This window comes from Halegenticoccus soli (genome assembly GCF_002844195.1).
Lineage (GTDB): Archaea > Halobacteriota > Halobacteria > Halobacteriales > Haloferacaceae > Halegenticoccus > Halegenticoccus soli.
This window is the reverse complement of record NZ_PEND01000002.1, coordinates 613,747-635,353: the sequence shown is the minus strand read 5'-3', so window position 1 is coordinate 635,353 and position 21,607 is coordinate 613,747. Positions and strand designations below refer to the sequence as shown.

Genomic DNA, 21,607 nt, shown 5'->3' with positions numbered 1-21,607 from the left:
AGCGAAGGAAGCGGCGACGAAGGCGAGCGAAGCGTCCCCCGCCCGGGCGCGGGGACGGTCAGCGATACAGGACGGCCGGACCGCCGTCCGCCTGTGCGGCGGTCAGCGACGCCTCGCGCTCGTCGACCAGCGGGCAGTCGCCGAAGTACCCCCGGTCGACGCACTCGACGAGCGCACCGTCGCGCCCGCCGTCCTCCCGGGCGTACGAGCACGCCTCTTCGAATCCAGCGGCGTCGGAGAGCGGGACCATCGACACCGTCGTCCCCTCCGGGGAGACGCGGACGAGCAGGTACGCCTGCGGGAACGAACACGCGGCCGGAGTCGTCACCTGCGTCACCCCGTTGACGCGAGCCGCGGTCGGCCAGTGGACGTGTCCGGAGACCACGAGGTCGACCTCGTTGTCGGCGAGTCGCTCGCCGACCGCGGCCGCGTTCCGCAGCTGGAAGTGATCCGCCGGCGGGAACTCGGCGACGAGGTCGGCCACGTCGCTGAGGGGGTGGTGCAGCACGACGATCGTCGGCGCGTCCGGATCGAGCGTCCGGTCGAGCCAGTCGAGCTGCGCGTCGTCCAGGCGGCCGGCGTGCGTCCCCGCCAGCGATCCGTCCTCGGCCGCGGCGCTGTTCAGCCCGACGAGGTCGAGCCCGCCGAGGCGCGTCCGGTACGGCAGCGATCCGGGGGTGTACTTCCGGACGAACGCGTCGAGCGGCGGGGTCTCGTGGGGGTCGAACGACTTGGGTACGTCGTGGTTGCCGGGGACCGCGAAGAGGGACGCGTCGAGATCGGCGAGCACCTCGTCGACGCGGTCGAACTCCTCGGGCGCGCCGTCCTTCGTCAGGTCGCCGGCGAAGACGAGGCCGTCGACGCCGGAGCGGTTCGCGTCCTCGACGACGGTTCGGAGCCGCCGCTCCGTCCGGTGAAACACCTTCCACGTCCCCTCCGCGCCGGGCGCGACGTGCGCGTCGGAGACGACGGCGAACGTCGTCTCGTCGGCGGTCGGGCGGGCGAGTCGTGCGAGCACTAGTTCGTTGTCTTGTCGATCCATGCGTTCGGTTCGTCCGTCGGTGGGGGCCGGACCGGGATAAAAACGTCGTACGTCTTTCACTTTGAGCTACATAGTCACGGGTTGTACACTGAGGCGCAAACGGCAACTATTGCCTCCAAACCGCCAACAGCCGCCTCCGAATCGGCGATCACTGTCGCCCGATCCCGCCGTCGAGTCCGTCCCCGGTCTGCGGACGACGGCGGGACGGGCCGTCGAGCACCGGTTCTCCGTCGGTTGAATCCGATCGATGATTTATCCGGGAGCGTCAATTCTATAATGAACACAAAATCAAAGAATTTAAACTAGAAGTATTGTATTTTCATATCGTAAAATAAATAATAACGGACAACGACGGGAGACGGAGAGGCGGGATCTATCGCGGCGCGGGTTCCTTCAGGCGGCCGGCGTCGGATCGCTCGCGCTCGGAAGCGGCCGGGCGCGGGCGGCCCTCGACCGCGGGAGCGCCGGACCGTACGCGGCGACGAGCGCGGACGCGCAGAACCCGGCTATTCAGATCGGCCCCGATCTGAACCTCGGCGGTCGACTCATCGTCGGGAAGGGACTCGCCTACGAGACGATCGAGGCCGCCTGGAACGACGCGCAGGACGGCGACAAGGTCTACGTCCACTCGTCGTACGACGCCCAGGAGGCGGGCGAGCAGTTCCCGATCGTCCTCGACAACCGGGTCAAGGAAGTCACGCTCTCGGGCGGTCACCCGTCGGGGACGGTGATCGACGCGGGCGACGTCGACGCGAACGTGATCGAGGTCATCGGCCGGGGCCAGAGCGACTACCGCAACAATCCCATCGTCAGAAATCTCAAGATCACCGGCGGGAACGTCGGCCTGCGGATCCGCGCGGCCCCCTACTCGATGTACCAGAACCTCATCCTGTACCAGACGGGGTCCCACGGGGTGCAGATCGACGAGTACACCACAGACGACGGCCTGGAAAAGCGGACCTTCGGGGTCAACTTTCGGTACTGCGTCGCGTGGGGCTGCGGCGGCAACGGGTTCCGCCTTGAAACCGATGCTGTCCCGAACAGCACGTCGTTCTACGGCTGTCACGCCATGTTCAACGGGCGGTACGGGAACGCGACGCTTCCGGGCGTTCACATGCGCGGGTTCGCGACGCGGTGGCACGGCGGCACCATCCAGGGCAACGGCGGCTTCGGCGTCGACGCCCGTTCGGGCGCGACACAGAGCATCTACGGCGCGTACTTCGAGGGGAACGGGGCGAAACTCGACTACCCCTACGCGATCTTCATGAGCAGCACGGCGTCCGGATTCACGGTCGAGGCGTGCTACTTCCAGGGGGCGTTCTTCAGGAATCCGCCGAACGGCCGGGCGCAGTCGTACGGGTGCATCGCCGTCTCCGGCGCGCCGAACGTGTCGATCAAGAACTCGACGTACCGGAACTACGAGGACGCGTTCGTCCTCGTCCGGGACGCCCGCGACGTCGACGTCCACCGGGCGACGCACGTGCCGCTCGACGACACCACGTTCCTCCGGATGGACGGAGCCGAGCGCGTCCGGAGCAGCGGCGTCGTCCAGGAGACCGACCTCCGCGGCGTGCCGGGCGCGTACCGCGGCGACCTCGGCGTGCACGACGGGTCGGGCGACGCCCTGTGGGGGCTCGCCATCTGGAACGGCCGCGAGTGGATCAGCGTCATGGATTCGAGGGTGATCGGATAGCCGAAATTCGGCGGCGGTCGGGTCGCCGACGGACGGCAGAAACGGTTTCCCCGCGGCGACCCGACTCACGACCGACGATGGCGAAGGTAGACGGCGATCGAACGACGGCGACCCGTCGCCCGCCGGGGCCGACCGGCCTCCCGGTGATCGGAAACACCCACCAGTACGCGAGAGATCCGCTGGACTTTTTCGTCGAGACGGCCAGGGAGCACGGTCCGGTCGCCTACTACGAACTGGGCGGAGAGGGGTTTTACCAGCTCAGCGATCCGAAACACGTAGAGCGCGTCCTCGTTCACAACAACGGCGGGTACGTCAAAGGTGAGCGCTTCCAGGAGGCGCTCGGTCCGGTGGTCGGCAACGGCCTGCTCACGAGCGAGGGCGCGTTCTGGCGCGCGCAGCGCCGCGCGATCCAGCCCGCGTTCCACCCCGAACAGCTCACCCGGTACGCCGAAGTAATGACCGACTACGCCGAGCGGACGCTCCGGTCGTGGGAGGACGGCGAGGCGCGCGACGTCCACGCGGACATGATGCAGCTCACGGTCGAAATCGCCGCGAAGGCGCTCTTCGACGTCGACGTCCGCGACGTCGAAGCGGAGATCGGCGACGCGCTGGAGGCCGTCATGGATCACGTCGAGCGCACGGTTCGCCGCCCGATAGACGTGCCGACCTGGATTCCGACGCCGGGGCACCGCCGGTACCGCCGCGCGCTGTCCGACCTCGACGCCGTCGCCGACCGGATCATCGACGAACGCCGCGACCGCGACGCCGGCGACCGATCGGACGTCGTCTCCCTCCTCCGCGACGCGGACGCGGGGGTCGAAAGCTCGCGCGAGCAGATCCGCGACGAAGTCGTCACCCTGCTCCTCGCCGGCCACGAGACGACCGCCCTGACGCTGACGTACGCGCTGCACCTGCTCTCGCGAAACCCCGAGGCCGCGGCGGCGCTCCGCGCCGAACTCGACGACGTTCTCGGAGGCGGCGGAGCGGGAAGCGCCTCCGGACCGGGCGGCCGGCCGCCGACGGCCGACGACCTCAGCGCCCTGCCGTACGTCGAGAAGACGGTGAAGGAGACGATGCGGGCTCACCCGCCGGTGTACGAACTGCTCCGCGAAGCCGCCGAGGACGACGAAATCGGCGGCTACCGCATCCCGGCCGGCAGCACAGTCGCCTTCCAGCAGTGGGTCGTCCACCGCGACCCCGACACCTACGACGATCCGGAGACGTTCCGTCCGGAGCGGTGGACGGACGAGTTCGAGCGGTCGCTGCCGCGCTTCGCGTACTTCCCCTTCGGCGGCGGTCCCCGCCGGTGCATCGGCGACCGGTTCGCCTCGATGGAGGCGCGGCTCGTCCTCGCGACGATCCTGCGGGAGTGGACGCTCGATCCCGTCGATCCGGGGCTGTCGTTTTCACCGTCCATCACGCTTCGGCCCGACGGGCCGGTGGAGATGGTGCCGTACCGGCGGTGAGCGCCGGGTTCGGTCCGTCACCCTCGCTCGACGTCGCTCTCCGACTCGCCCTCGCCGGACGCGTCCCTCTCCGATTCAACCCCGTCTGACGCACCTGTTTCCGACTCGACCCGATCCGAGTCACCCGTATCCGGTCCGACCCGGCCGGGCGCGCCTCTGCCGCGCCGGTCGCGCTCAGTTGCCGCGTCCGCGAGCGTCTCAGTACTGAGCACCCGGTCGAGCCGCCGCTCGAACTCCTCGTCGTCGATCTCGCCGCGGGCGTACCGGTCGCGGAGCGTCGCGAGCGCCCGATCGCGTTCGGCCGCGCGCCGGCCCTCGCGCGGCCGTTCGCGGCGGTTCCTGCGCTCGTACCACCGAACCAGTCCGACGGCCGCCGGCAGCAGCCCCGCGAATCCGACGGGGAAGACGACCCAGAACCAGTCGTACCCCGCCGCCAACAGGCCGAAGGCGGTAAGGAGGATCAGTCCGATGACGACGCCGCCGACGACCTGTTCGAGCGGCGAGTCCGCTTCCTCGTTCTCCCTTCCCCCGTCGGTCGCCGCTGGGGACGCCCTCCCGCGTCGCCGCGTTTTCATGGGTGTGACCACCGCGGCCTGGACACATAACGCTTGGTCGCGCCGCTCGTGGTGCACTCCCGGCCCGGGGTCGCCGAACGTTCTCACGGCGGGGTGGGACGCGGAATACGATCCTCCCTTCTCAATAGTAATTAGACCACCAAATCGGTGTTGGCTCCACCAGAGTACTACCTGGTCATTCCACCGACTAATAGTAGTTATATGTCGGTTTAACGTTCACGTTTGTCCAAATAACGAGTTTCTTTCGATCGTATTTAGCTCTCTTGGTCCCGGTCGACCATCCGGCAGTTAGGGCGGCCGAGTTGGGTACGAATACTTCCGTTAATAGAGTGGCCGGGATCGAGAAGCGCGGCAACCCGTTCCGCATATCGAAAAGCTTAGCACGGCTAGCTCCGTGGTCACGCATGACATGAATTCGGCACAACCGGGACGACACGCCGTGAAAACGACAGACACGGCGTTCGACATCGTCGAATCGCTCTGGGAACTCGAGACGGCGTCGCTCGGGACGCTCGCCGAGCGACACGGCGTGGCGAAGAGCACCGTCCATCGCCACCTTGCCACGCTTATCAACCGCGGGTACGTGGTCAGAGAGGGGGACGAGTACCGGCTCAGCCTCAAATTTCTCGATATCGGGCAGTTCACGCGGACGCGCGAGGAGGCATACGTCCTCGCGAAGCCCAAGGTCCGGGAACTGGCGGAGAAGACCGACGAGCGCGCGCAGTTCATCGTCGAGGAGAACGGGCGCGCGGTGTACGTCCACATGGCCGCCGGCGACCACGCCGTGACGACGAACACCTACGTCGGCAAGCACGCTCCGATCCACGCGAGCGCGGCCGGGCTCGCGATCCTCGCGAAAATGGACGAGGCGACGGTGGAGAACGTCATCGAACGGCACGGACTCCCGAGCTACACCGAGTACACGATCACGACGCGAGATGCCCTCTACGACGAACTCGAGGCGGTGCGCGAGCGCGGCTACAGCGTGAACGACCAGGGTCACATTCGAGGACTGCGGGCGGTGGGCGCGCCGGTGTGTGACCGAAACGACGAGGTGATCGGCGCTCTCAGCATCTCCGGCCCGACGAACCGAATGCAGGGAGAGTGGTTCGACGACAAACTTCCCGCGCTCCTCTGCGGGTCGGCGAACGAACTTGAACTCAACATCGCCTTCTGAGTATTACATCCGTATCCCTGTAACGGGCAGCGGGCGGACGTTCTAGCATACGGAATAACTCGGCCCTCCGGGAAACCCGACCGAAGGCGGATTTCGCGCCATCCTCGACGGGACGGGATTCAGCCGACCGGAAGCGGCCAAACGCGGGGGTTCGCGCGGAGATTCTCGATTCGAATTCCCGGAACGAGCGATCCCCTCGCCGCCGCGAACGCCGGCGACGACGCGTTCGCTTCCCGAACACGAACCGGGCTGGGGGAAGGGAAAGAGGAAGGCGCGCGACAGCGTCCCTCGAAGGACGGAGGAAACGACCGGCCGGAGGGGAACAACCGGCCGGAGAGGAACGACCGGTCGGAGGAAGCGGCCGAAGGCGAAGAGCGCGGGACGGCGACGTCAGTCGACCACGGTTCGGAGGCCGAATTCGCCGCGCGAGACGTACACCAGCGCGCCGAAGACGAGAGCGGCGAGGACGCCCTGAACGCCCAGCGGAGCGAAGAGCAGAGAGAGGCCCGCAGCGAAGAGCCCCAGTCGAACGGGGAGCGAGAGCGGTCGCGTCAGCCGACCGGCGAGGCTGGCGCTGATAGCGACGAATCCCACGAGAACCACCGTGAACGCGATGAGGGTCAACGGTCCCGGGAAGACGAGCGCCTGATTGAAGACGAACGCGTAGGGGAGGAGGAACATGGGGAAGCCGATTTTCAGCGCCTCGACCGCGGTTTCGAGGTAGTCCGAACCCGCGATCCCCTGCGCGATGACCACCGAGAGCGCGATCGGCGGCGTGATGTTCGACACGATGGCGAAGTAGAACACGTAGAGGTGACCGACCAGCGGTTCGAGGCCGGTGTCGAGCAGCGACGGCGCCACGAGGATGGCTACGAGCATGTACGCCGCGGTCGTGGACATTCCCATGCCGAAAGCGATGGACGAGAACATCACGAGTACGAGCAGGACCGCGAGACTCCCGCCGGCGACGAGGATGATCTGCGTCGAGAGCTGCTGAGCGAAGCCGGTGACGATGAGCGCCCGGATGACGATGCCGAGGCTCGCGAGGAGGATAGTGATGTCCACGGTGGCCTCGGCTCCCCGATGGAGGCCTGAGAGCGTTTCGCGGCCGAACAGGCGGAGGCGCTCGCGGAGGGGCTCGTCGCCCGTCATCCGCCGGACGAACCGCAGGCCGACGAGGGTCACGATGCTGTAGAAGCCGGCGACCATCGGGTCGGCCTGCACGTAGATGAGCCAGTAGAGCAGCACGGCGAACATTCCGATGTACTCGTAGTGGCTGACCAGCGCCGATAGCCGCTCGCCGACTGATCGTTCGTCGCTGATTTCGATGTGCTCCTGCGTGACCGTCCGCCGGGAGTTCAGCGAGATGGAGACGGCGACGGTGAGGAAAAAGAGAACCGCCGGCACCGCCGCGCCGATGATGATCTCGGAGTAGGTGGGGTCGATAAGTTCGGCCATCAGGAAAGCGCCCGCCCCCATGACGGGCGGGAGAATCTGCCCGCCGCAGGAGGCGACCGACTCGATGGCGGCCGCGAGCCTCGGCGAGTAGCCGTTCTCCTTCATCAGCGGGATGGTGAACGCCCCCGTCGTCGCGGTGTTCGCGGCCGTCGAGCCGTTTATCGAACCCATGAACGCGCTGGCCGCGACTGCGACCTGTCCGATCTCGACGTAGCGACTCCGCGCGGCGACGCGGGTGACTCCCTTGATGAAAGCCGCCATCCCGCCGTACTTCTCCATCAGCCCCGCGAGGATGAGGAAAATGACGACCCAGGTGGCCGAAATCTGTAACAGCGTACCGAGCAGCCCCTGCAGTTCGACCGTGTTCATCGTCACGATGCGGTTGGGGCTGAGCCCCCGGTGGCGGAAGATTCCGGGCATCAGCGGGCCGAAGTACGAGTAGATCAGCCCGAAGGCGGCGATCCCGGTAATGAGTCGGGAGACGGACGCGAGCGCGACGAGTACGAGCACGATGAGGAGCGCGCCCATGGCGATGTCGGTCCCGCTGTACGACCCCGCCCGCATGACGAGGCTCCGATAGTTGCTGTTCATGTAGTAGAGCGGAACGACCGCCGCCACCGAGTACGCCCCGTAGGCGACGGCGAGCGCCTTGCCGCGCCAGTCGCTCGTATCGACGGCCGCCAGCTTGAGAAGCCCCCACAGCGCCAGAACCAGCGCGAGGTGAATGATACCGTGGCGGCTTCGGGGTAGCTCGGACGTGTAGCCGTACCACATGTGGTAGGCGAAGAACGCGACCGCAAGCGCGTAGATTGCGAGTTGAACCCACCCCTTCGACCGGAGGGGCTCGTCGAACGAGGACTGGAACTGCTCGTCGATGCGACGTTCGATCTCCTCGATAGTCGTGTTTCGGTCGTCTGCGTGTGAACTGTCGGTTGCCATCTTGATTCGATAAGACTTGTCGGGGCCGCTACTCGGCCTCGGGAGGCTTCGTCAGGTCGTAGTCGCCCCAGATGCCGGCTTCTTTGTAGTACTGGTACGCGCCCAGGTGCACCGGCACGTCGGGGTGAATGGTCCCGAGGAACTTGTCGGGATCCGGGAAGAAGCCCATGACGTCGTCCTGCTCGACGAGCGCCTCGCCGTGCTCGTGGGAGAGGCGGGCGATCTCGTAGACGACCTTCGGGTCGCGCTCGGCCAGCACGTTCCAGAGATACGTGAGGGTGAACCCGTCGATGGCACCGTCGTGGTTCTCGGATATCTTCGCCCCGTCGATCTCGACGACCGAACTGTACGCGACGTCGGAGGAGAGCTTCGACTTCGTCCCCTTCGACAGCGGCAGCGGCGCCCAGTTCACCGTCGAGTCGATCTCCTGGAACCAGCCCTGCGGGAGCGTCCCGTTCGTCGCCCAGGTGAAGGCGGCGTCGACGCGGCCGCCGCGGAGCGCGGACGGGATGTCGGCGAACGCCATGTATCGCGGGTCGACGCTGTCGAGCCCGATCTCCTGATCGACGACCCACTCGGCCGCCGGGCGGGTCGCGGATCCCGGCGAGGAGATGGCGATGGCCGACCCCTCCAGATCCGACCAGCTCTCGACGCCGGCTTCGGTGTTGGCGAGAGCGAAGTTGTAGAAGCTCATGTACCCGCGGACCTGCCGGATCGAGTCGAAGTTCTTGAGCGGTTCGTCCTCGAACGACCCCTTGTCCGGCGAGTTTTCGAGCAACTGGGTGGTCGTCCCGCCGATCTCGACTTCCTTGTTGTCCACCATCCGGTACGTCGCGGACGTCCCCGGGGTGACGACCGCGTCCAGCGTCACGGTGTCCGTGTACCCCTCGCGCTTGAGGAACTCCGCGAAGTTCGAGCCGATGCGGAACGACGACGAGCCTTCCGAGGACGTACCGAGCGTCCATTCGGCCGCGCCGCCGCCGCTCCCGTCGCCGCTGCCGCCGTTCCCCTGGCTCTCGCCGAGTGATTCGTCCGCCGCACATCCCGCCAGACCGATCGCTCCCGCCACGCCCGCCGCGCGCAGGAACGCTCGCCTGCCGAGCGCGTGAGTGTCTCTCTGCATACGAACGATTCGTTGTATGAAAACATTGATTATAAATGTTGTGCTAAGTGATGGTATGGAACACGAGTACAAGTGCCTCGAACTGTCACGCGCACCCACCGAAGAGGCGAAGCCGGGGACGCGCTGGGAGGTCTCCCCGCAGCTCGGCATCGACGCGTACAACTACAACGTCGCGGTTCTCGCGCCCGGCGAGCGGCTCTCGCAGAACGCCTACCACTACCACGAACGACAGGCGGAGTTCTTCCACGTCCTCGAGGGGCGCTGTCGGGTCGAGGTGCCGGACGACTCGTTCGATCTCGGTCGCGACGAGGTGGTGCTCTTCGAACCGAATACCGTCCACCTGCTCCACAATCCGTTCGACCGGCCGTGCCGGCTCGTCGCCGTCGGAAGTCCGCCGGACGGGCGGTACCCGGTCCACCAGGTGCAGTCCTACGAGGAGCTACTCGCCGAACGGTACCCCGACGGCGATCGCTCGTCGCCGAGCGAGGAGGTGTGACCGTGGCGCGGATGCGCGCGGCTCGATACCGCGAACACGGGACCCCCGACGTGCTCACGATCGAATCCGTCCGGCGACCGACGCCCGGTCGGGGCGAGGTGCTGGTCGACGTCCGCTCCGCCGGGGTCAACCCGATCGACACGTACGTGATGGCGGGGAACGTGCCGCCGGCCGGCGGGTTACCGGCGACCACCGGATCGGACCTCGCGGGCGTCGTCGACGACGTCGGACCGGGCGTCGAGCGGTTCGCGTCGGGCGATCGCGTCTACGCGACGGCGCTCGGCCTCCGCAGTCCGGGAAGCCTCGCCGAGTACGCGGTCGTGCCGGCGTCGGCGCTCGCACACCTCCCCTCGGCCGTCCCGTTCGTCGATGGGGCCGCAGCGGCGATGGCCTTCGCAACCGCCTGGCGCGGACTTCGCGACCGGGGCGGGCTACAGATCGGCGACCGGTGTCTCGTCGCCGGCGCCGCGGGGGGCGTCGGGCACGCGGCCGTCCAGGTCGCGGCCGCGGCTGGGGCGACCGTCGTCGGCCTCGCCCGCCCCGAGACCGCCGACTTCGTCCGGGACCTCGGGGCCGACGAAGTCGTCGACTACCGGCGGGACGACCTCGCCGCGGCGCTCGAAGGGGCGACGGGCGGCGGCCTCGACGTGGCGCTCGAAACCCACGCCGACGCGAACCTCGTCCCGGAGATCGCGGCCGCCGCCAGCGGGGCGCGGATCGTCGTACTCGGAGAGGAGGGGACCGTAAGCGTCGACCCGGGAACCGCCATGACCGCCAAGCAGGCGGACCTCGACGTTCGGTTCATGTCGCTCGCCGCCGCGGTGGACGAGCAGGCGCCGGTCCTCGGCGCGGTCGCCCCGTTCCTCGCCGACGGTCGGTTCCGGCCCCGCGTGGACAGCCGGTTCGACCTCGACGAGGCGGCGGCGGCCTACCGCCGGTTGGGCGAGTCCGGCCTCCGCGGACGCGTCGTCGTCGATATCGGGTGAGGCGGATCGACGTCGAACGGGGGTAACGTCGACCGAAGCGCCTCGACCGAGGTAGGTCGCCCGAAGTAAATCGATCGAAGCAGATCGACCGAAGCGGGGCGAGGGTCGCGTCGGTTCGGATCGAACGGTCGCCGCCGCGCCGCCTTTGCAACGAACGCTCGACCGGCTCGCGTCCTCGTCGGTTTTTCCGCCGGGAGAATGATTATATATCTTCGGCGGTAACGATCGGTCACCGTGTCAGTAGATAGCAGTATCCTCGACGGCGTCACCGTCGTCGACCTCTCGACGTTCGTCACCGGCGGCTTCTGCTCCGCCATGCTCGCCAACGTGGGGGCGGACGTGGTGAAGGTCGAGCGGCCGGGGACCGGCGACGACATTCGTCACTCCGGACCGCCGTTCATCGACGGCGAGTCGCCGTACTTCTGGACCGTGAACTACGACAAGCGGAGCGTCGAGCTGAACTTGAAAACCGAGGCCGGGCGCAAGGCCCTCTACGACCTCGTCGCCGACGCCGACGTGTTCGTCCAGAACTACCGACCGGGGACCGCAGAGCGGCTCGGCGTCGCCCCGGACGACCTCCGCGAACACAACCCCGACCTCGTCTACCTCGCCATCTCGGCGTTCGGGCAGACCGGGCCGTGGCGTCACCGCCCCGGGTACGATCTGCTCATCCAGGGGATGAGCGGGCTGATGAGCGTCACGGGGGAGCCCGGCGGTCGGCCGGTCAAGACCGGCCTTCCGATCACCGACCTCATCACGGCCATGTGGGGCGCGTTCGGCGTCCTCGCCGCGCTGTACCGCCGCGAGCGGACCGGCGAGGGCGAGTACATCGACCTCGGCATGCTCGATGCGACCCTCCCCTGGCTCACGAAGCAGGCCGGCAAGGTGTTCGCCGGGGAGGAGCCGACGCGCATGGGAACCAAAGATCCCGTGCTCGCCCCCTACCAGACGTTCGAGACCGCCGACGGCTATCTCAACGTCGCCTGCCTCAACGATCGGCTCTGGGAGCGGCTCTGCGGCGCCGTCGGCCGCGACGACCTCGTCGACGATCCCCGCTTCGCCTCGAACGCCGACCGCGTCGAGCACATGGCCGAGCTCGAAGCCGAACTGGAGCGCACCCTCCGGGAGCGTCCGACCGACGAGTGGATGACCGTACTCGTCGACGAGGCGGGCGTCCCCGCGGGTCCCGTCTACGGCGTCGAAGAGGCGCTCCGGAACGAACAGACCGAGGCCCGCGGCGTCGTCACCGAACTGGAGCGCCCGGAGGGGGAGTCCGTACCGGTCCTGGAACACCCGCTCAACTTCGAGCGGGCGGAGAGCGGCTTCGACGCGCCGCCGCCGAAGGTCGGAGAACACACCCGCGAAGTGTTCTGGGAGCTCGGATACGACGAACCGACCATCGACCGGCTGCTGCGCGAGGGGGCTCTCGGGGCGCCCGAGCGCGCGGCGGAGTAGGTGCGCCGATATGCACGGAGGGACCGCACCGAACGTGAGCATCGCGGGGGTCGGCACGACGCCGTTCCGCGACGAGGCACCCGATTCGTTCCTCGACCTCGCCGCCGCGGCCGCCACCGACGCGCTCGCGGACGCAGGACTGTCGATCGCCGACGTCACGTCGGTCCACGTCGGAACGATGCTCGCGGAGGCGAGCAACCGCCGGGCCGGCGTGGCGAACGCCCTCGCGGCCGCCCTGGGAACGAGCGGTGCCAGCGCCGACCGGATCGAGAACACGAGCGCCAGCGGTGCCAGCGCGGTCCACCGCGGGATCGAGGCGGTCCGCGGCGGATCGACGGCCGCGTTAGTCGTCGGCGTCGAGAAGATGTCGGCCGGCGACACGGCCGCCCAGACCGAGGTCATCAGCCGCCTCGTGCACGAACGAGAGTACGCCCAGGGAGTGACGCTCCCGTCGTTTGCGGGGCTGGCCGCGGCCGCCTACCTCGACCGATACGACGTGCCGCGCGAGGCGCTGGCCCGCGTCGCCGTCAAGAACCACCGCAACGCAGCGGACAACTCCATCGCCCAGTTCCGCGCTGCCGTCGACGTCGACCGGGTGCTCGACTCGCCGGTCGTCGCGGACCCGCTCCGGCTCTACGACTGTTGCCCGATGACCGACGGGGCGGCCGCGCTGGTGCTCGCGCCGGACGAGGGCGGGGTGCGCGTGGCCGCGGCGACGAGCGCCACGGGCACCCACGCGGTGGCCGAACGCTCGGATCCGCTGGCCGTCGAGAGCGTTCGGGTCGCCGGGCGGCGCGCGTTCGACGACGCCGGCTTCGGTCCGGAGGCGATCGACGTCGCCTGCGTCCACGACGCGTTCACCATCCTCGAGTGGCTCGAACTGGAGGAGCTGGGCTTCTACGATGCCGGTACCGCCTGGCGAGCGACGGTCGCCGGCGAGACGGCTCGCGACGGGGCGCTTCCGGTGAATCCCGGCGGCGGACTGAAGGCGCGCGGACACCCCCTCGGAGCGACCGGCGTAGCACAGCTCGTCGAGCTGGTCTGGCAACTCCGCGGCGATCTCCCGGCGGAGCGCCGAGCCGGAGCGCCCAGGCGCGGCCTCGCCGTGAACGTCGCGGGATTCGGCAACAACAGCGTCTGTACGCTCCTCGAAAGGAGTTCCGAAGCATGACACGTCAGCGCGCGACGGCGGCGACCCTCGATCGGGGATTCCGCTGTTCACACTGCGACCGACGGTGGTACTACACCCGTCCCGCCTGCCCCGATTGCGGCGGAGGGGACGCGGAACCGATCGACCTCGGCGTCGGCGAACTGGTGACCCGGACAGTCGTCCGCGTGACGCCCCCGGACGTCCGCTCGCCCAACGCGCTCGGCCTCGCACGCTTCGATCTCGGCGTCCAACTGGTCGCCCAGCTCGCGGATCCGTCGCTCGAACCGGGCGACGCCGTTCGTCTCGACGGGAAGTACCCCCTCCGCGGAAACGACGCGTCGGCGATCAGGGGGCCTCGCCTCCGTCCGGCGACGGAGTACGAGTGACCCATCCGCCGGACCCACCCCATTTTGACAAAAATGGTCGTACTAACACACTCTCTCGAGACGTCGTGTGACGTGAGTCTTATTTAACAGAGATACGGGTTTATCTCCCGTTACATCGATAAAATTTTGGATGAACTACCTGAAGTACCACTATATCATCAATTTTACTCCCGGTATCGAGAATAACGTCGTAAACGTACCGGTCTGAACCCTTACTAGTCGTATTCCGGTTCAATCACCCCCTTTCATCCGATTTTGGGTCGACGCTCGTTTTCGGGATGAGACGCTCGGTGCGACCGACTCAGCCGAAGTTGGTACAATTATTTACGATCGATCTCGCTCGTTCGATCGGTGGTTTGAGACCGGTAGTCCACCCGAGCCTGTCCGCATATTTTAAATATCAGAGTGCAGGTATCTCACCACATGTCAAGGGACACGGGAGGATCGGGGCCCGGATGAGCGGGTCCTATCCCGGACCGGCTGACTCCGCCCACGGGAGTGACGAGCTACCCGTCCCGCCGCCGCTCCCGCCGGACGATCCGGACGCGTGGTACGCTCCCGACGTCCGCGCCCAGTACGAGGTCCACTCGGGCGTCGTCGCGACGGTGCGCGAGACGGAACGGGGGTTCCGGTACGAGGTCCGAACGCCGGAGCTGGGACCGACGGGCGAACGGGCGATGGAGCGCGTCCGCGAGCACTTCGCGGCGGTGCAGCGCCGTCGCCCGCTCACGCGCGAGGGGACCGTCGAGCGCGCCGAGGCGGGGTTCCAGCCGAAGTACCGCCGCGTCCTCGACCGGCTGCTCGACGCATCACCGGCCGCCCGCCGACGGATCGACTACCACGCGCTCTGTGAGCTCCGCCTCCTCGGCGGGCTGACGCCGCTCGCCCTCGACGACCGGATCGACGTGATCGTCGTCGAGGAGGGCGAGCTCGTCGTCCACACCCGCGACTTCGCGCCCGCCGCGACCGAGTTCGACGCCGACGCCGATCTCGTCGAGCGGGTCGCCGGCGAGCGCCTGAAGCGGTACTCGGTCGACTTCTGCGGGTTCGAGATCGAGGTGATCGTCTACCGCGAGCGCCTCCTGGGGAGCGACCAGTTCGCCACGAAGTACGCGGTGCTCGAACCCGATCTGCTCCCCGGCGACGGGGAACTCATCGCCGAGTGCAAGGAGCGCATCTGGGAGACCAACGTCGACGGCGTCGTCGACGACCGGCGCGCGTTCGTCGACGAGCGCGCACGGCAGTTCCTCTCGCGGCGACTCACGGCCCGAAACACCCGCGCCTGGCTGGACGCGACCGCCTACCGGCTGAAGAGCGCGCTCGCCGAGTACGGGCTGGCGGTGCCGCCCGTCGGGGGGGGGGGCGCTACGCCGCCGACCGCCTCGACGATCTCGTGTACTACGTCCTCCGGGACTACGTCGGGGAGGGCATCCTGACGGTCCCGATCCGGGACCCGAACCTGGAGGACGTCGAGGCGAACCGCGTCGGGGAACGGGTGAAGGTCGTCCCCCGGACGGACGTGGCCGGCGGCGGCCGCGTTCCGACGAACCTCGTCTTCGAGGAGGAGACCGAGTTCGTCAACGTCGCGATCCAGCTCGCGGCGAGCGACGGGACCGAACTCAACGCCAGCACGCCGAGCGCGAAGGTGAACCTCGATCCGGTCGGCGTCGAGCAGACGATCCGCTGCGCCGTCGCGCTGCCGGTCATCTCCGAGGACGGCCCGCACGTCTCCATCCGGAAGCAGTCGCCGGACGCGATGACGCCCGTCGACCTCCTCGCGCGGGGCGCGCTCTCCACGGAGCTCGTCGCGCTGCTGTGGCTCCTGTACGAGCACCACGGGGTGGTCCTCTTTTCCGGCCCGACGGGCGTCGGGAAGACGACGCTCATGAACGCCCACATGCCCTTCGTCCCGTTCGACGATCGGCCCATCAGCATCGACGAGGGCTCGCGCGAGGTGCGCCTCCCGCACGAGACGGGCGTCTCGCTGACGACGCGCGACCACGAGAGCGAGTTCAAGCGCGTCACGATGGCCGACCTCATGACCGAGACGAACTACCTGAACCCGGACGTGGAGGTCATCGCGGAGATCAACACGCCCGCGAGCTTCCAGACGTTCGCGGAGACGCTCAACACCGGTCACGGCGTCATCGGGACGACCCACGCCGAGGACGTCGAGACGCTCGTGAACCGCGTGATCGAACGGGGGATCCCCCCGTACCTGCTCCGGGAGCTCGACCTCGTGGTGTTCCCCCGCTTCGTCGACGGCGAGCGGTACGTGAGCGAGGTCGTCGAGCTCGTTCCGGCGGGCGAGTACGCCGATCTCACGGACGGCTCCTCGCCTTCGTCGGCCGCCCCCGGCGATCGCCGCGGCGTCATCGAGAAGGGCGGGGCGAAGATCCACTGGAACGCGGTCGCGTGGCGCGACACCGACGGCGAGTACCGCGTCGCGTACGACCACCCGCAGTTGGGCGACGACAGGAGGCGGCTCGGATTTCGGACGTTCCACCGGCTCGCCGCGATGACCGACCGGACGGTCGAGGAGGTCGAGGCCGAGTTCCACCGAAAGCACCGCTACGTCCGGTATCTCGTCCGCGACGGCGTCGACGACTTCGAGGAGCTGTTCGAGTTCCTCGCCGATCTCAGGACCGACAAGGCCGCGACGGTCGAGCGCGTCGCGCGCAAGCTGGCGGAGGCGGACGACGGGGCGACGGTCGGATCCGACGGCGGCGCCGACGCCGATGCCGACGCCAACACCGACGAGCGGCCACCCGCGACGGCCGGCGGAGACGGGAGAGGCGACGTCGCGTTCGACGGGGGCGGACCGGAATGAGCGCCGGCGGGGTCGAACGGACGCGAACGTTCGGCGAGCGCTCGCTCTCCGTGCCGGACCGAGCGCTGTACGCGCTTTTCGCGCGCCACGCCGACGCGGAGCGGCACGCGATCGACCGCCGTCAGTACCGCGGGACCGACCTCCGGACGAGCTTCGACGTGTATCTCGCCCGCGTGTACGGCCTCTCGTGGGTCGCGTTCCTCGCGCTTCTCGGTCCGACCTTCGGCCTCGCGGTCGCGGTGCCCGCGGAGACGCTCGCCGCGATCGCGGCGTTCCTCGAAGCCGGCGTCCCGGTGATCGACCGGGTCGGCGTGCCGGCGATGCCGCGGGCGTACGCCGCCCTCCTGGTGGCGGTGACAGTCGCGTGCGCGGGAAAGTACTGCGTCGTTCGGCTCGGCGGGCTCTACCTGCGGTGGGTTACCGCCGCCAGGAAGGCCGACATCGAGCGGACGCTCCCCGGCGCGGTCAGGTACCTTCACGCGCTGTCGTCCGGGAGCGACGGTCAGCGGTCGATGCTCCGCAAGGTCGCGGACAGCGGCGCGTACGGCGAGACGGCCGTGTCGGTTCGGAAGGCGCTGAACACCGCCGCGCTCACGGGGAGCGTCGGGGAGGGGCTCCGGCGCGTCGCCCGCGACACCCCCTCTCGGGACCTGCTCGCCCCGTTTCTCCTGAAGTTCAGAGAACACGCGAACCAGGGTTCCGACGCGCTCCGAAACTACCTCCGACTGGAGAGCCGGATGCTCGGTCACCGCCAGGCTCGCGCCCGCCAGCGCGCGGAGGGCTTCCTCGAACTCCTCGCGGAGCTGTTCATCGTCCTGCTCGTGATGCCGTCGCTCTTCGTCATCGTCCTGACCGTGATGAGCGTCCTCGCGCCGGGGCTCTCCGAGCCGGTGAGGACGCCCCTCGGGACGGTGACCGTCCGGACGGCTATCGTCTACGGCAGCGCGGCGTTCATCCTCCTCGTCGGCGCGTGCGCGAGCGTCCTCATCGGCGATCTCAGGCCGGCCGATCAGACGGTCGTCTACCGCCGCCCGTCCGAACCGCTCCGCATGCTGGCGACTGCGACGCGGAATCCGGCCAGCGCCGCGGTCGCGCTGGTCGGGCCCGCGCTCCTCGCGGCCGGCGGACTGTTCGCGGCCGGCTACGAGCCCGTGAACGTCGCGCTGCTCGCGTACGCAGCCTACGCGCTCCCCGTCGGCGTCGTCGCGGTGCGCAGGGCGCGGCTGGACGACGCCAAGGACCGGGAGATAAAGGACTTCGTCCACGCGGTGTCGGGGCACGTGTCACTCGGGAGACCGTTCCCCGAGGCCGTCGAACTCGTCGCCCGCGACGTCGACCTCGGCGCGCTCGATCCCGACGTGGCGGACCTCGCGTTCAACCTGAACCTGACCACGAGAGAGCCGGGGCGCGACGGGACGGACCTCCGATCCGCCGCGCTCGACCGCTTCGTCGAGCGGGTCGGGACGCCGCTGGCCGAACAGACCATCGGACTCGTCACCGGCGCGCTCGACGCGGGGAGCGACGCGGAGGCGGTGTTCGAGACGCTCCAGACCGAGATCGGCCGGCTCTACCACGAGAAGCGGGCGCTTCGGTCGGGCATGCTCGTCTACGTCGCCGTCGGCTGGACGACCGCGCTGTTGGTCATCGGCATCGCCGTCGCGATCAACAGCTACGTGCTCGACGGGTTCGCGCAGCTGTCGGCGCTCTCCGGGACGTCCGGGTTCGCGCTCGATCCCGACGCGGTTCGCCCCGCGCGCGACCGGTTCCGGTTCTACGTCGTCACGCAGTCGACGATGCTCGCGTCGGGCTGGTTCGCCGGGTCGGCGAGCAGGGGGCGGTACGAGGCGCTGCTGCACTCGGGCGCGCTGGTCGGAATCTGCTACGTCGTCTTCGCGGGGGCGAGGATGATATGACCCGGAGGAATCGTCACTCCGGCGAAGGACGACGGGGCCGAACCGCCGACCGCGGCCGGGCGCAGGCGAACGTCGTGGGCGTCGCGATCCTCCTCGGAGTGACGGTGCTCAGCCTCGGCGCGCTGACCGCCAGCATCGGAACCGTCCTCGAAAGCAACGCCGCGGCGGCGAACGCGGACCGAGTCGCGGCGGACATGGACGCCGCGCTGGAACCGGTCGCGGCGACGGGCCCCGGACGGGGACGGATTTCGTTCACCGGCGGTCGCCTCAGAACCGTCGAGCGGACGGTCCGCGTCCTCGACGGGTCGGAGGTGGTCGCGACGGAACGGGTCGGCGGCCTGGTCTTCACCTCCGACCGCAACCGCGTCGCGTTCGTCGGGGGCGCGATCGTTCGCGGGACGGGGTCGGCCGCGCGAATGTACGCCGATCCGCCGATCGCCGCCTCGCGGGGGACGCTGCTCGTCGGCGTCGCGCGGCTCAACGCCTCCGGATCCGACGCGGTCGGCGGCAGCGCCCCGACGAGCGTCGTTCTCAGGACGAACGTCACGCACGACCGCCGGGCGGTCGGCGACGGCGCGTACCGCGTCGCCGTGGAGACGGAGACGCCGGAACCGTGGGAGGCGTACTTCGCCCGACACAACGCGACGGTCGACCGGCGCGACTTCGACGGCGACGGCGTCGCCAGCGTCGTCGCCGCGTACCCCGGGAACCGGACCGCGTACGTCGTCGAACACGACATGCGCGTGGAGGTGCGCCGTGGCTGACGCGGACGAACCGCCGTCCGGGCCCGGGCGAGCGACGGCCGACGAGCGCGCGGTGACGCCGGTCGTCGGCAAGGCTCTCGAAGCGAGCCTCGTGGTCCTGTTCATCGGACTGATGACGGCGACGCTGTACGGGGGTCTCGTCCCCGAGTACCGCGACGCGGCCGGGGCCGAGATCGGCGACAGGACGCTCGTCGCGGCGGCCGAGCGGATCGAGGGAGCGGTTCCGCCGAACGCGACGCGCGTCGAAAGCGAGGTCGAAGTCGACCTGCCGCGGACGATCCGGGGCGAGGCGTACCGGATCCGCGCGAACGACACGGCGGTCGCGCTCGACCACCCGAGCACCGCGGTCGGCGGGCGAACGCGCCTGGTCCTCCCCTCGTCCGTGGTATCCGTCTCGGGCGAGTGGTCGAGCCGCGAGAACGCGACGGTCGCGGTCCGGAGCGTTCCGAACGGGCTGACCGTCGAACTGGAGGCGGACGGATGACTCGCGGGCGCGGGTGGCGCGCGATCCGCGCGTCCCGCCGGTCGCGAGCCCAGGCCAATCTGCCGGCGCTCGCGGTCGCGCTGGTGCTCGTGACGACCGTGACCGGCGTGAGCGTCACGCTCGCCGAAGGGGCGCTCCTGAGCGCCGACCGGAACCCGCAGGAGCGGCGGGCGGCGAACGCGGTCGCGGACCGCCTCGTCGCCGCCGATGCGCCGATCACGGAGCGGCCGAACGTGCTGAACCGGACGGACGCCGACGCGCTGACCGCGGACCGCGTCGACCGCCTCGCGCCGGCGGTCCGGAACGCCGCCGTCAGGATTCGGCTCGGCGGCGTCACGCTCGTCGAACGCGGCGACCCGGTCGGCGGGATTACCGTCCGACGCGCCGTCCTCGTGGCGGATCGATCGGCGGCTGAGCGAACGGTCGATCTGGCGGAGTCCGATTCGGTGACGCTCCCCCGGCGGACGGAGGCGGTCGAGCTCGACCTCCGACCGGGGCCGGACACGACCGTCCGGACGGTTCGTGCGAACGACCGCGTCGTCCTCCACCGCCCGGACGCGAGCGGGCTCCGCGGGAGTGCGACGGTCCGCACGTCCCGGTACGAGACGACGACGCTCGCGTTCGAAACGAACCGAACCGCGACCGGCGTCGTCGAGGTGACGTACTTCCCGGAAGAGACGACGAAGGCGGTGCTGGAGGTGACTGTCGATGCGTAGCCGACGGGGGCAGCTCTCCCTCTCGGCCGTCGAAGCCGGCGTCGGCGTCGTGTTCGTGCTGGCGGTCGCCGCGGGCTTCGCTCTCGGGCTCCCGGACGCCGGCGCGCGGGAGGCCCAACTCGACTCCTACGCGGCCGACGCGGCGACCGTGCTCGCCCAGGAGCCGCCAAGACACGGCGGCGCGACCCGACTCGCCGAGGTCAGCCGCTCCGAGGCGAGCTTCGAACGGGAGCGCGACGCGCTCGACCGGCGCGTCGACAGGATCCTCCCGGACAACCTGATGTTCCGGGTTCGGACGCCGCACGGGGCGGTCGGGTACCGGCGGCCGACCGGCGTTCCGGTCGGCCACGCGACGGTGACGACGCTCCACGGCGACGTGACGATCTGGGTGTGGTACGCGTGAGCCGGAGGCGGGGGCAGCTCGTGCTCGCGGCGGCGGCGGTCGTCGCCGTCGCTCTCGTGCCGATGGTCGTCGCGTACGTCCAGCTCGGGTACCACGCCGACGTCGAGGCGGGCGCCGAACGCCGGACGCCGGAGGCGAACGCAGAACGCGCGCTCTCGCGGGCGGTCCACAACGCGTCGGCCGCCGTCGTCGGGGAGTACGACTGGGACGAGCGAAACCGCGCCGTGTACGCGCTGAACCGCACCCTCGACGCCTCCGTTCGGGAGATCGAGGGCGCGCGGGTCGAGCGGAACGTGATCTACGAGATCGAGCGGAACGCGACGGCGGCGGATCGGTGGGCGGCCGCCGACTGCCCCCGCGGGCCGAACCGACAGTTCGGCCAGTGTCGGTCTTCGGGCGGCGTCGTCGTCCAGGAACGAGCCGGCGAGACGCACGTGCTCGCGGTCGGGTTCGACGTGCGCGTGACGACCGAGCGACGGCGGTCGGTGCTGACGTTCGTGTTCCGGGCGGTCGGGGACTGACGGCGAGTGCGGTCGTGACGAACGTACGTT

Annotated in this window: 18 protein-coding genes and 1 pseudogene; 15 read left to right on the top strand and 4 right to left on the bottom strand. The window is 69.2% G+C overall.

Features of this window, described 5'->3' with window-relative positions; all coding sequences use genetic code 11:
- Positions 1 to 58: 58 nt before the first annotated feature.
- A complete protein-coding gene (locus tag CNO20_RS08170; RefSeq protein WP_101295627.1) occupies positions 59 to 1,042 on the bottom strand; it encodes a metallophosphoesterase family protein in 984 nt (327 codons plus the stop codon).
- A 727-nt stretch (positions 1,043 to 1,769) separates the two neighbouring features.
- On the opposite strand from CNO20_RS08170, the gene CNO20_RS08165 reads away from it, so the two are divergent.
- Together CNO20_RS08165 and CNO20_RS08160 are read left to right on the top strand one after the other, a co-directional pair.
- A complete protein-coding gene (locus CNO20_RS08165) occupies positions 1,770 to 2,735 on the top strand; it encodes a right-handed parallel beta-helix repeat-containing protein (protein WP_233203990.1) in 966 nt (321 codons plus the stop codon).
- A 77-nt stretch (positions 2,736 to 2,812) separates the two neighbouring features.
- On the top strand, positions 2,813 to 4,201 hold the full coding sequence (locus tag CNO20_RS08160) for a cytochrome P450 (RefSeq protein WP_101295625.1): 1,389 nt from the start codon (positions 2,813 to 2,815) through the stop codon (positions 4,199 to 4,201).
- A 17-nt stretch (positions 4,202 to 4,218) separates the two neighbouring features.
- Here CNO20_RS08160 and CNO20_RS08155 read toward each other — a convergent pair whose 3' ends face one another.
- Positions 4,219 to 4,776 carry an SHOCT domain-containing protein gene (locus tag CNO20_RS08155; protein WP_101295624.1) on the bottom strand — a complete coding sequence of 186 codons (558 nt, stop codon included), beginning with the start codon at positions 4,774 to 4,776 and terminating at the stop codon, positions 4,219 to 4,221.
- 439 nt (positions 4,777 to 5,215) lie between these two features.
- On the opposite strand from CNO20_RS08155, the gene CNO20_RS08150 reads away from it, so the two are divergent.
- Positions 5,216 to 5,953, top strand: coding sequence for an IclR family transcriptional regulator (locus CNO20_RS08150; RefSeq protein ID WP_233203988.1), 738 nt, complete (start codon positions 5,216 to 5,218; stop codon positions 5,951 to 5,953).
- 390 nt (positions 5,954 to 6,343) lie between these two features.
- Here CNO20_RS08150 and CNO20_RS08145 read toward each other — a convergent pair whose 3' ends face one another.
- Positions 6,344 to 8,350, bottom strand: coding sequence for a TRAP transporter permease (locus tag CNO20_RS08145; RefSeq protein WP_101295622.1), 2,007 nt, complete (start codon positions 8,348 to 8,350; stop codon positions 6,344 to 6,346).
- 28 nt (positions 8,351 to 8,378) lie between these two features.
- Positions 8,379 to 9,473, bottom strand: coding sequence for a TAXI family TRAP transporter solute-binding subunit (locus CNO20_RS08140; protein WP_101295621.1), 1,095 nt, complete (start codon positions 9,471 to 9,473; stop codon positions 8,379 to 8,381).
- Positions 9,474 to 9,528: 55 nt separating this feature from the next.
- Here CNO20_RS08140 and CNO20_RS08135 point away from each other — a divergent pair, with 55 nt between their 5' ends.
- The 12 genes and pseudogenes from CNO20_RS08135 (at position 9,529) to CNO20_RS08080 (ending at position 21,577) form a co-directional block, all read left to right on the top strand.
- Positions 9,529 to 9,969: a cupin domain-containing protein gene (locus tag CNO20_RS08135; protein WP_101295620.1), complete on the top strand. Its 441-nt coding sequence runs from the start codon at positions 9,529 to 9,531 to the stop codon at positions 9,967 to 9,969.
- The gene (locus tag CNO20_RS08130; RefSeq protein ID WP_233203986.1) at positions 9,966 to 10,955 is read left to right on the top strand and encodes a zinc-binding dehydrogenase; all 990 of its coding nucleotides are present in this window, start codon (positions 9,966 to 9,968) and stop codon (positions 10,953 to 10,955) included. The genes CNO20_RS08135 and CNO20_RS08130 overlap by 4 nt, the downstream gene beginning before the upstream one ends.
- Before the next feature lie 234 nt (positions 10,956 to 11,189).
- The gene (locus CNO20_RS08125) at positions 11,190 to 12,410 is read left to right on the top strand and encodes a CaiB/BaiF CoA transferase family protein (RefSeq protein ID WP_101295619.1); all 1,221 of its coding nucleotides are present in this window, start codon (positions 11,190 to 11,192) and stop codon (positions 12,408 to 12,410) included.
- 10 nt (positions 12,411 to 12,420) lie between these two features.
- Entirely contained in the window at positions 12,421 to 13,581 is a 1,161-nt protein-coding gene (locus CNO20_RS08120; RefSeq protein ID WP_101295618.1) for a thiolase C-terminal domain-containing protein, read from the top strand.
- Complete coding sequence (locus CNO20_RS08115) at positions 13,578 to 13,946, top strand: Zn-ribbon domain-containing OB-fold protein (protein ID WP_101295617.1); 369 nt, start codon at positions 13,578 to 13,580, stop codon at positions 13,944 to 13,946. Before CNO20_RS08120 ends, CNO20_RS08115 begins: the two co-directional genes overlap by 4 nt.
- A 455-nt stretch (positions 13,947 to 14,401) precedes the next feature.
- Positions 14,402 to 16,776 (top strand): annotated as a pseudogene (locus CNO20_RS08110) (type II/IV secretion system ATPase subunit).
- Positions 16,773 to 18,689 (top strand): type II secretion system F family protein, encoded by a 1,917-nt coding sequence (locus CNO20_RS08105; protein WP_101295616.1) that lies wholly within the window; start codon positions 16,773 to 16,775, stop codon positions 18,687 to 18,689. The pseudogene CNO20_RS08110 and the gene CNO20_RS08105 overlap by 4 nt, the downstream one beginning before the upstream one ends.
- On the top strand, positions 18,686 to 19,453 hold the full coding sequence (locus CNO20_RS08100) for a DUF7289 family protein (RefSeq protein ID WP_101295615.1): 768 nt from the start codon (positions 18,686 to 18,688) through the stop codon (positions 19,451 to 19,453). The genes CNO20_RS08105 and CNO20_RS08100 overlap by 4 nt, the downstream gene beginning before the upstream one ends.
- Positions 19,446 to 19,937 (top strand): DUF7266 family protein, encoded by a 492-nt coding sequence (locus tag CNO20_RS08095; RefSeq protein ID WP_101295614.1) that lies wholly within the window; start codon positions 19,446 to 19,448, stop codon positions 19,935 to 19,937. The genes CNO20_RS08100 and CNO20_RS08095 overlap by 8 nt, the downstream gene beginning before the upstream one ends.
- Positions 19,934 to 20,653 (top strand): DUF7263 family protein, encoded by a 720-nt coding sequence (locus tag CNO20_RS08090; RefSeq protein WP_101295613.1) that lies wholly within the window; start codon positions 19,934 to 19,936, stop codon positions 20,651 to 20,653. The genes CNO20_RS08095 and CNO20_RS08090 overlap by 4 nt, the downstream gene beginning before the upstream one ends.
- Positions 20,646 to 21,056, top strand: a complete 411-nt coding sequence (locus CNO20_RS08085) for a DUF7262 family protein (protein WP_101295612.1) — start codon at positions 20,646 to 20,648, stop codon at positions 21,054 to 21,056. Before CNO20_RS08090 ends, CNO20_RS08085 begins: the two co-directional genes overlap by 8 nt.
- Positions 21,044 to 21,577: a DUF7261 family protein gene (locus tag CNO20_RS08080; RefSeq protein WP_199174764.1), complete on the top strand. Its 534-nt coding sequence runs from the start codon at positions 21,044 to 21,046 to the stop codon at positions 21,575 to 21,577. Before CNO20_RS08085 ends, CNO20_RS08080 begins: the two co-directional genes overlap by 13 nt.
- The last annotated feature ends 30 nt before the right edge of the window (positions 21,578 to 21,607 follow it).

Bases quoted from the DNA above. Each gene is read 5' to 3' on its own strand.
- CNO20_RS08170 (WP_101295627.1), bottom strand. From the start codon at position 1,042: ATGGATCGACAAGACAACGAACTAGTGCTCGCACGACTCGCCCGCCCG.
- CNO20_RS08160 (WP_101295625.1), top strand. From the start codon at position 2,813: ATGGCGAAGGTAGACGGCGATCGAACGACGGCGACCCGTCGCCCGCCG.
- CNO20_RS08155 (WP_101295624.1), bottom strand. From the start codon at position 4,776: ATGAAAACGCGGCGACGCGGGAGGGCGTCCCCAGCGGCGACCGACGGG.
- CNO20_RS08145 (WP_101295622.1), bottom strand. From the start codon at position 8,350: ATGGCAACCGACAGTTCACACGCAGACGACCGAAACACGACTATCGAG.
- CNO20_RS08140 (WP_101295621.1), bottom strand. From the start codon at position 9,473: ATGCAGAGAGACACTCACGCGCTCGGCAGGCGAGCGTTCCTGCGCGCG.
- CNO20_RS08135 (WP_101295620.1), top strand. From the start codon at position 9,529: ATGGAACACGAGTACAAGTGCCTCGAACTGTCACGCGCACCCACCGAA.
- CNO20_RS08120 (WP_101295618.1), top strand. From the start codon at position 12,421: ATGCACGGAGGGACCGCACCGAACGTGAGCATCGCGGGGGTCGGCACG.
- CNO20_RS08115 (WP_101295617.1), top strand. From the start codon at position 13,578: ATGACACGTCAGCGCGCGACGGCGGCGACCCTCGATCGGGGATTCCGC.
- CNO20_RS08105 (WP_101295616.1), top strand. From the start codon at position 16,773: ATGAGCGCCGGCGGGGTCGAACGGACGCGAACGTTCGGCGAGCGCTCG.
- CNO20_RS08100 (WP_101295615.1), top strand. From the start codon at position 18,686: ATGACCCGGAGGAATCGTCACTCCGGCGAAGGACGACGGGGCCGAACC.
- CNO20_RS08090 (WP_101295613.1), top strand. From the start codon at position 19,934: ATGACTCGCGGGCGCGGGTGGCGCGCGATCCGCGCGTCCCGCCGGTCG.
- CNO20_RS08085 (WP_101295612.1), top strand. From the start codon at position 20,646: ATGCGTAGCCGACGGGGGCAGCTCTCCCTCTCGGCCGTCGAAGCCGGC.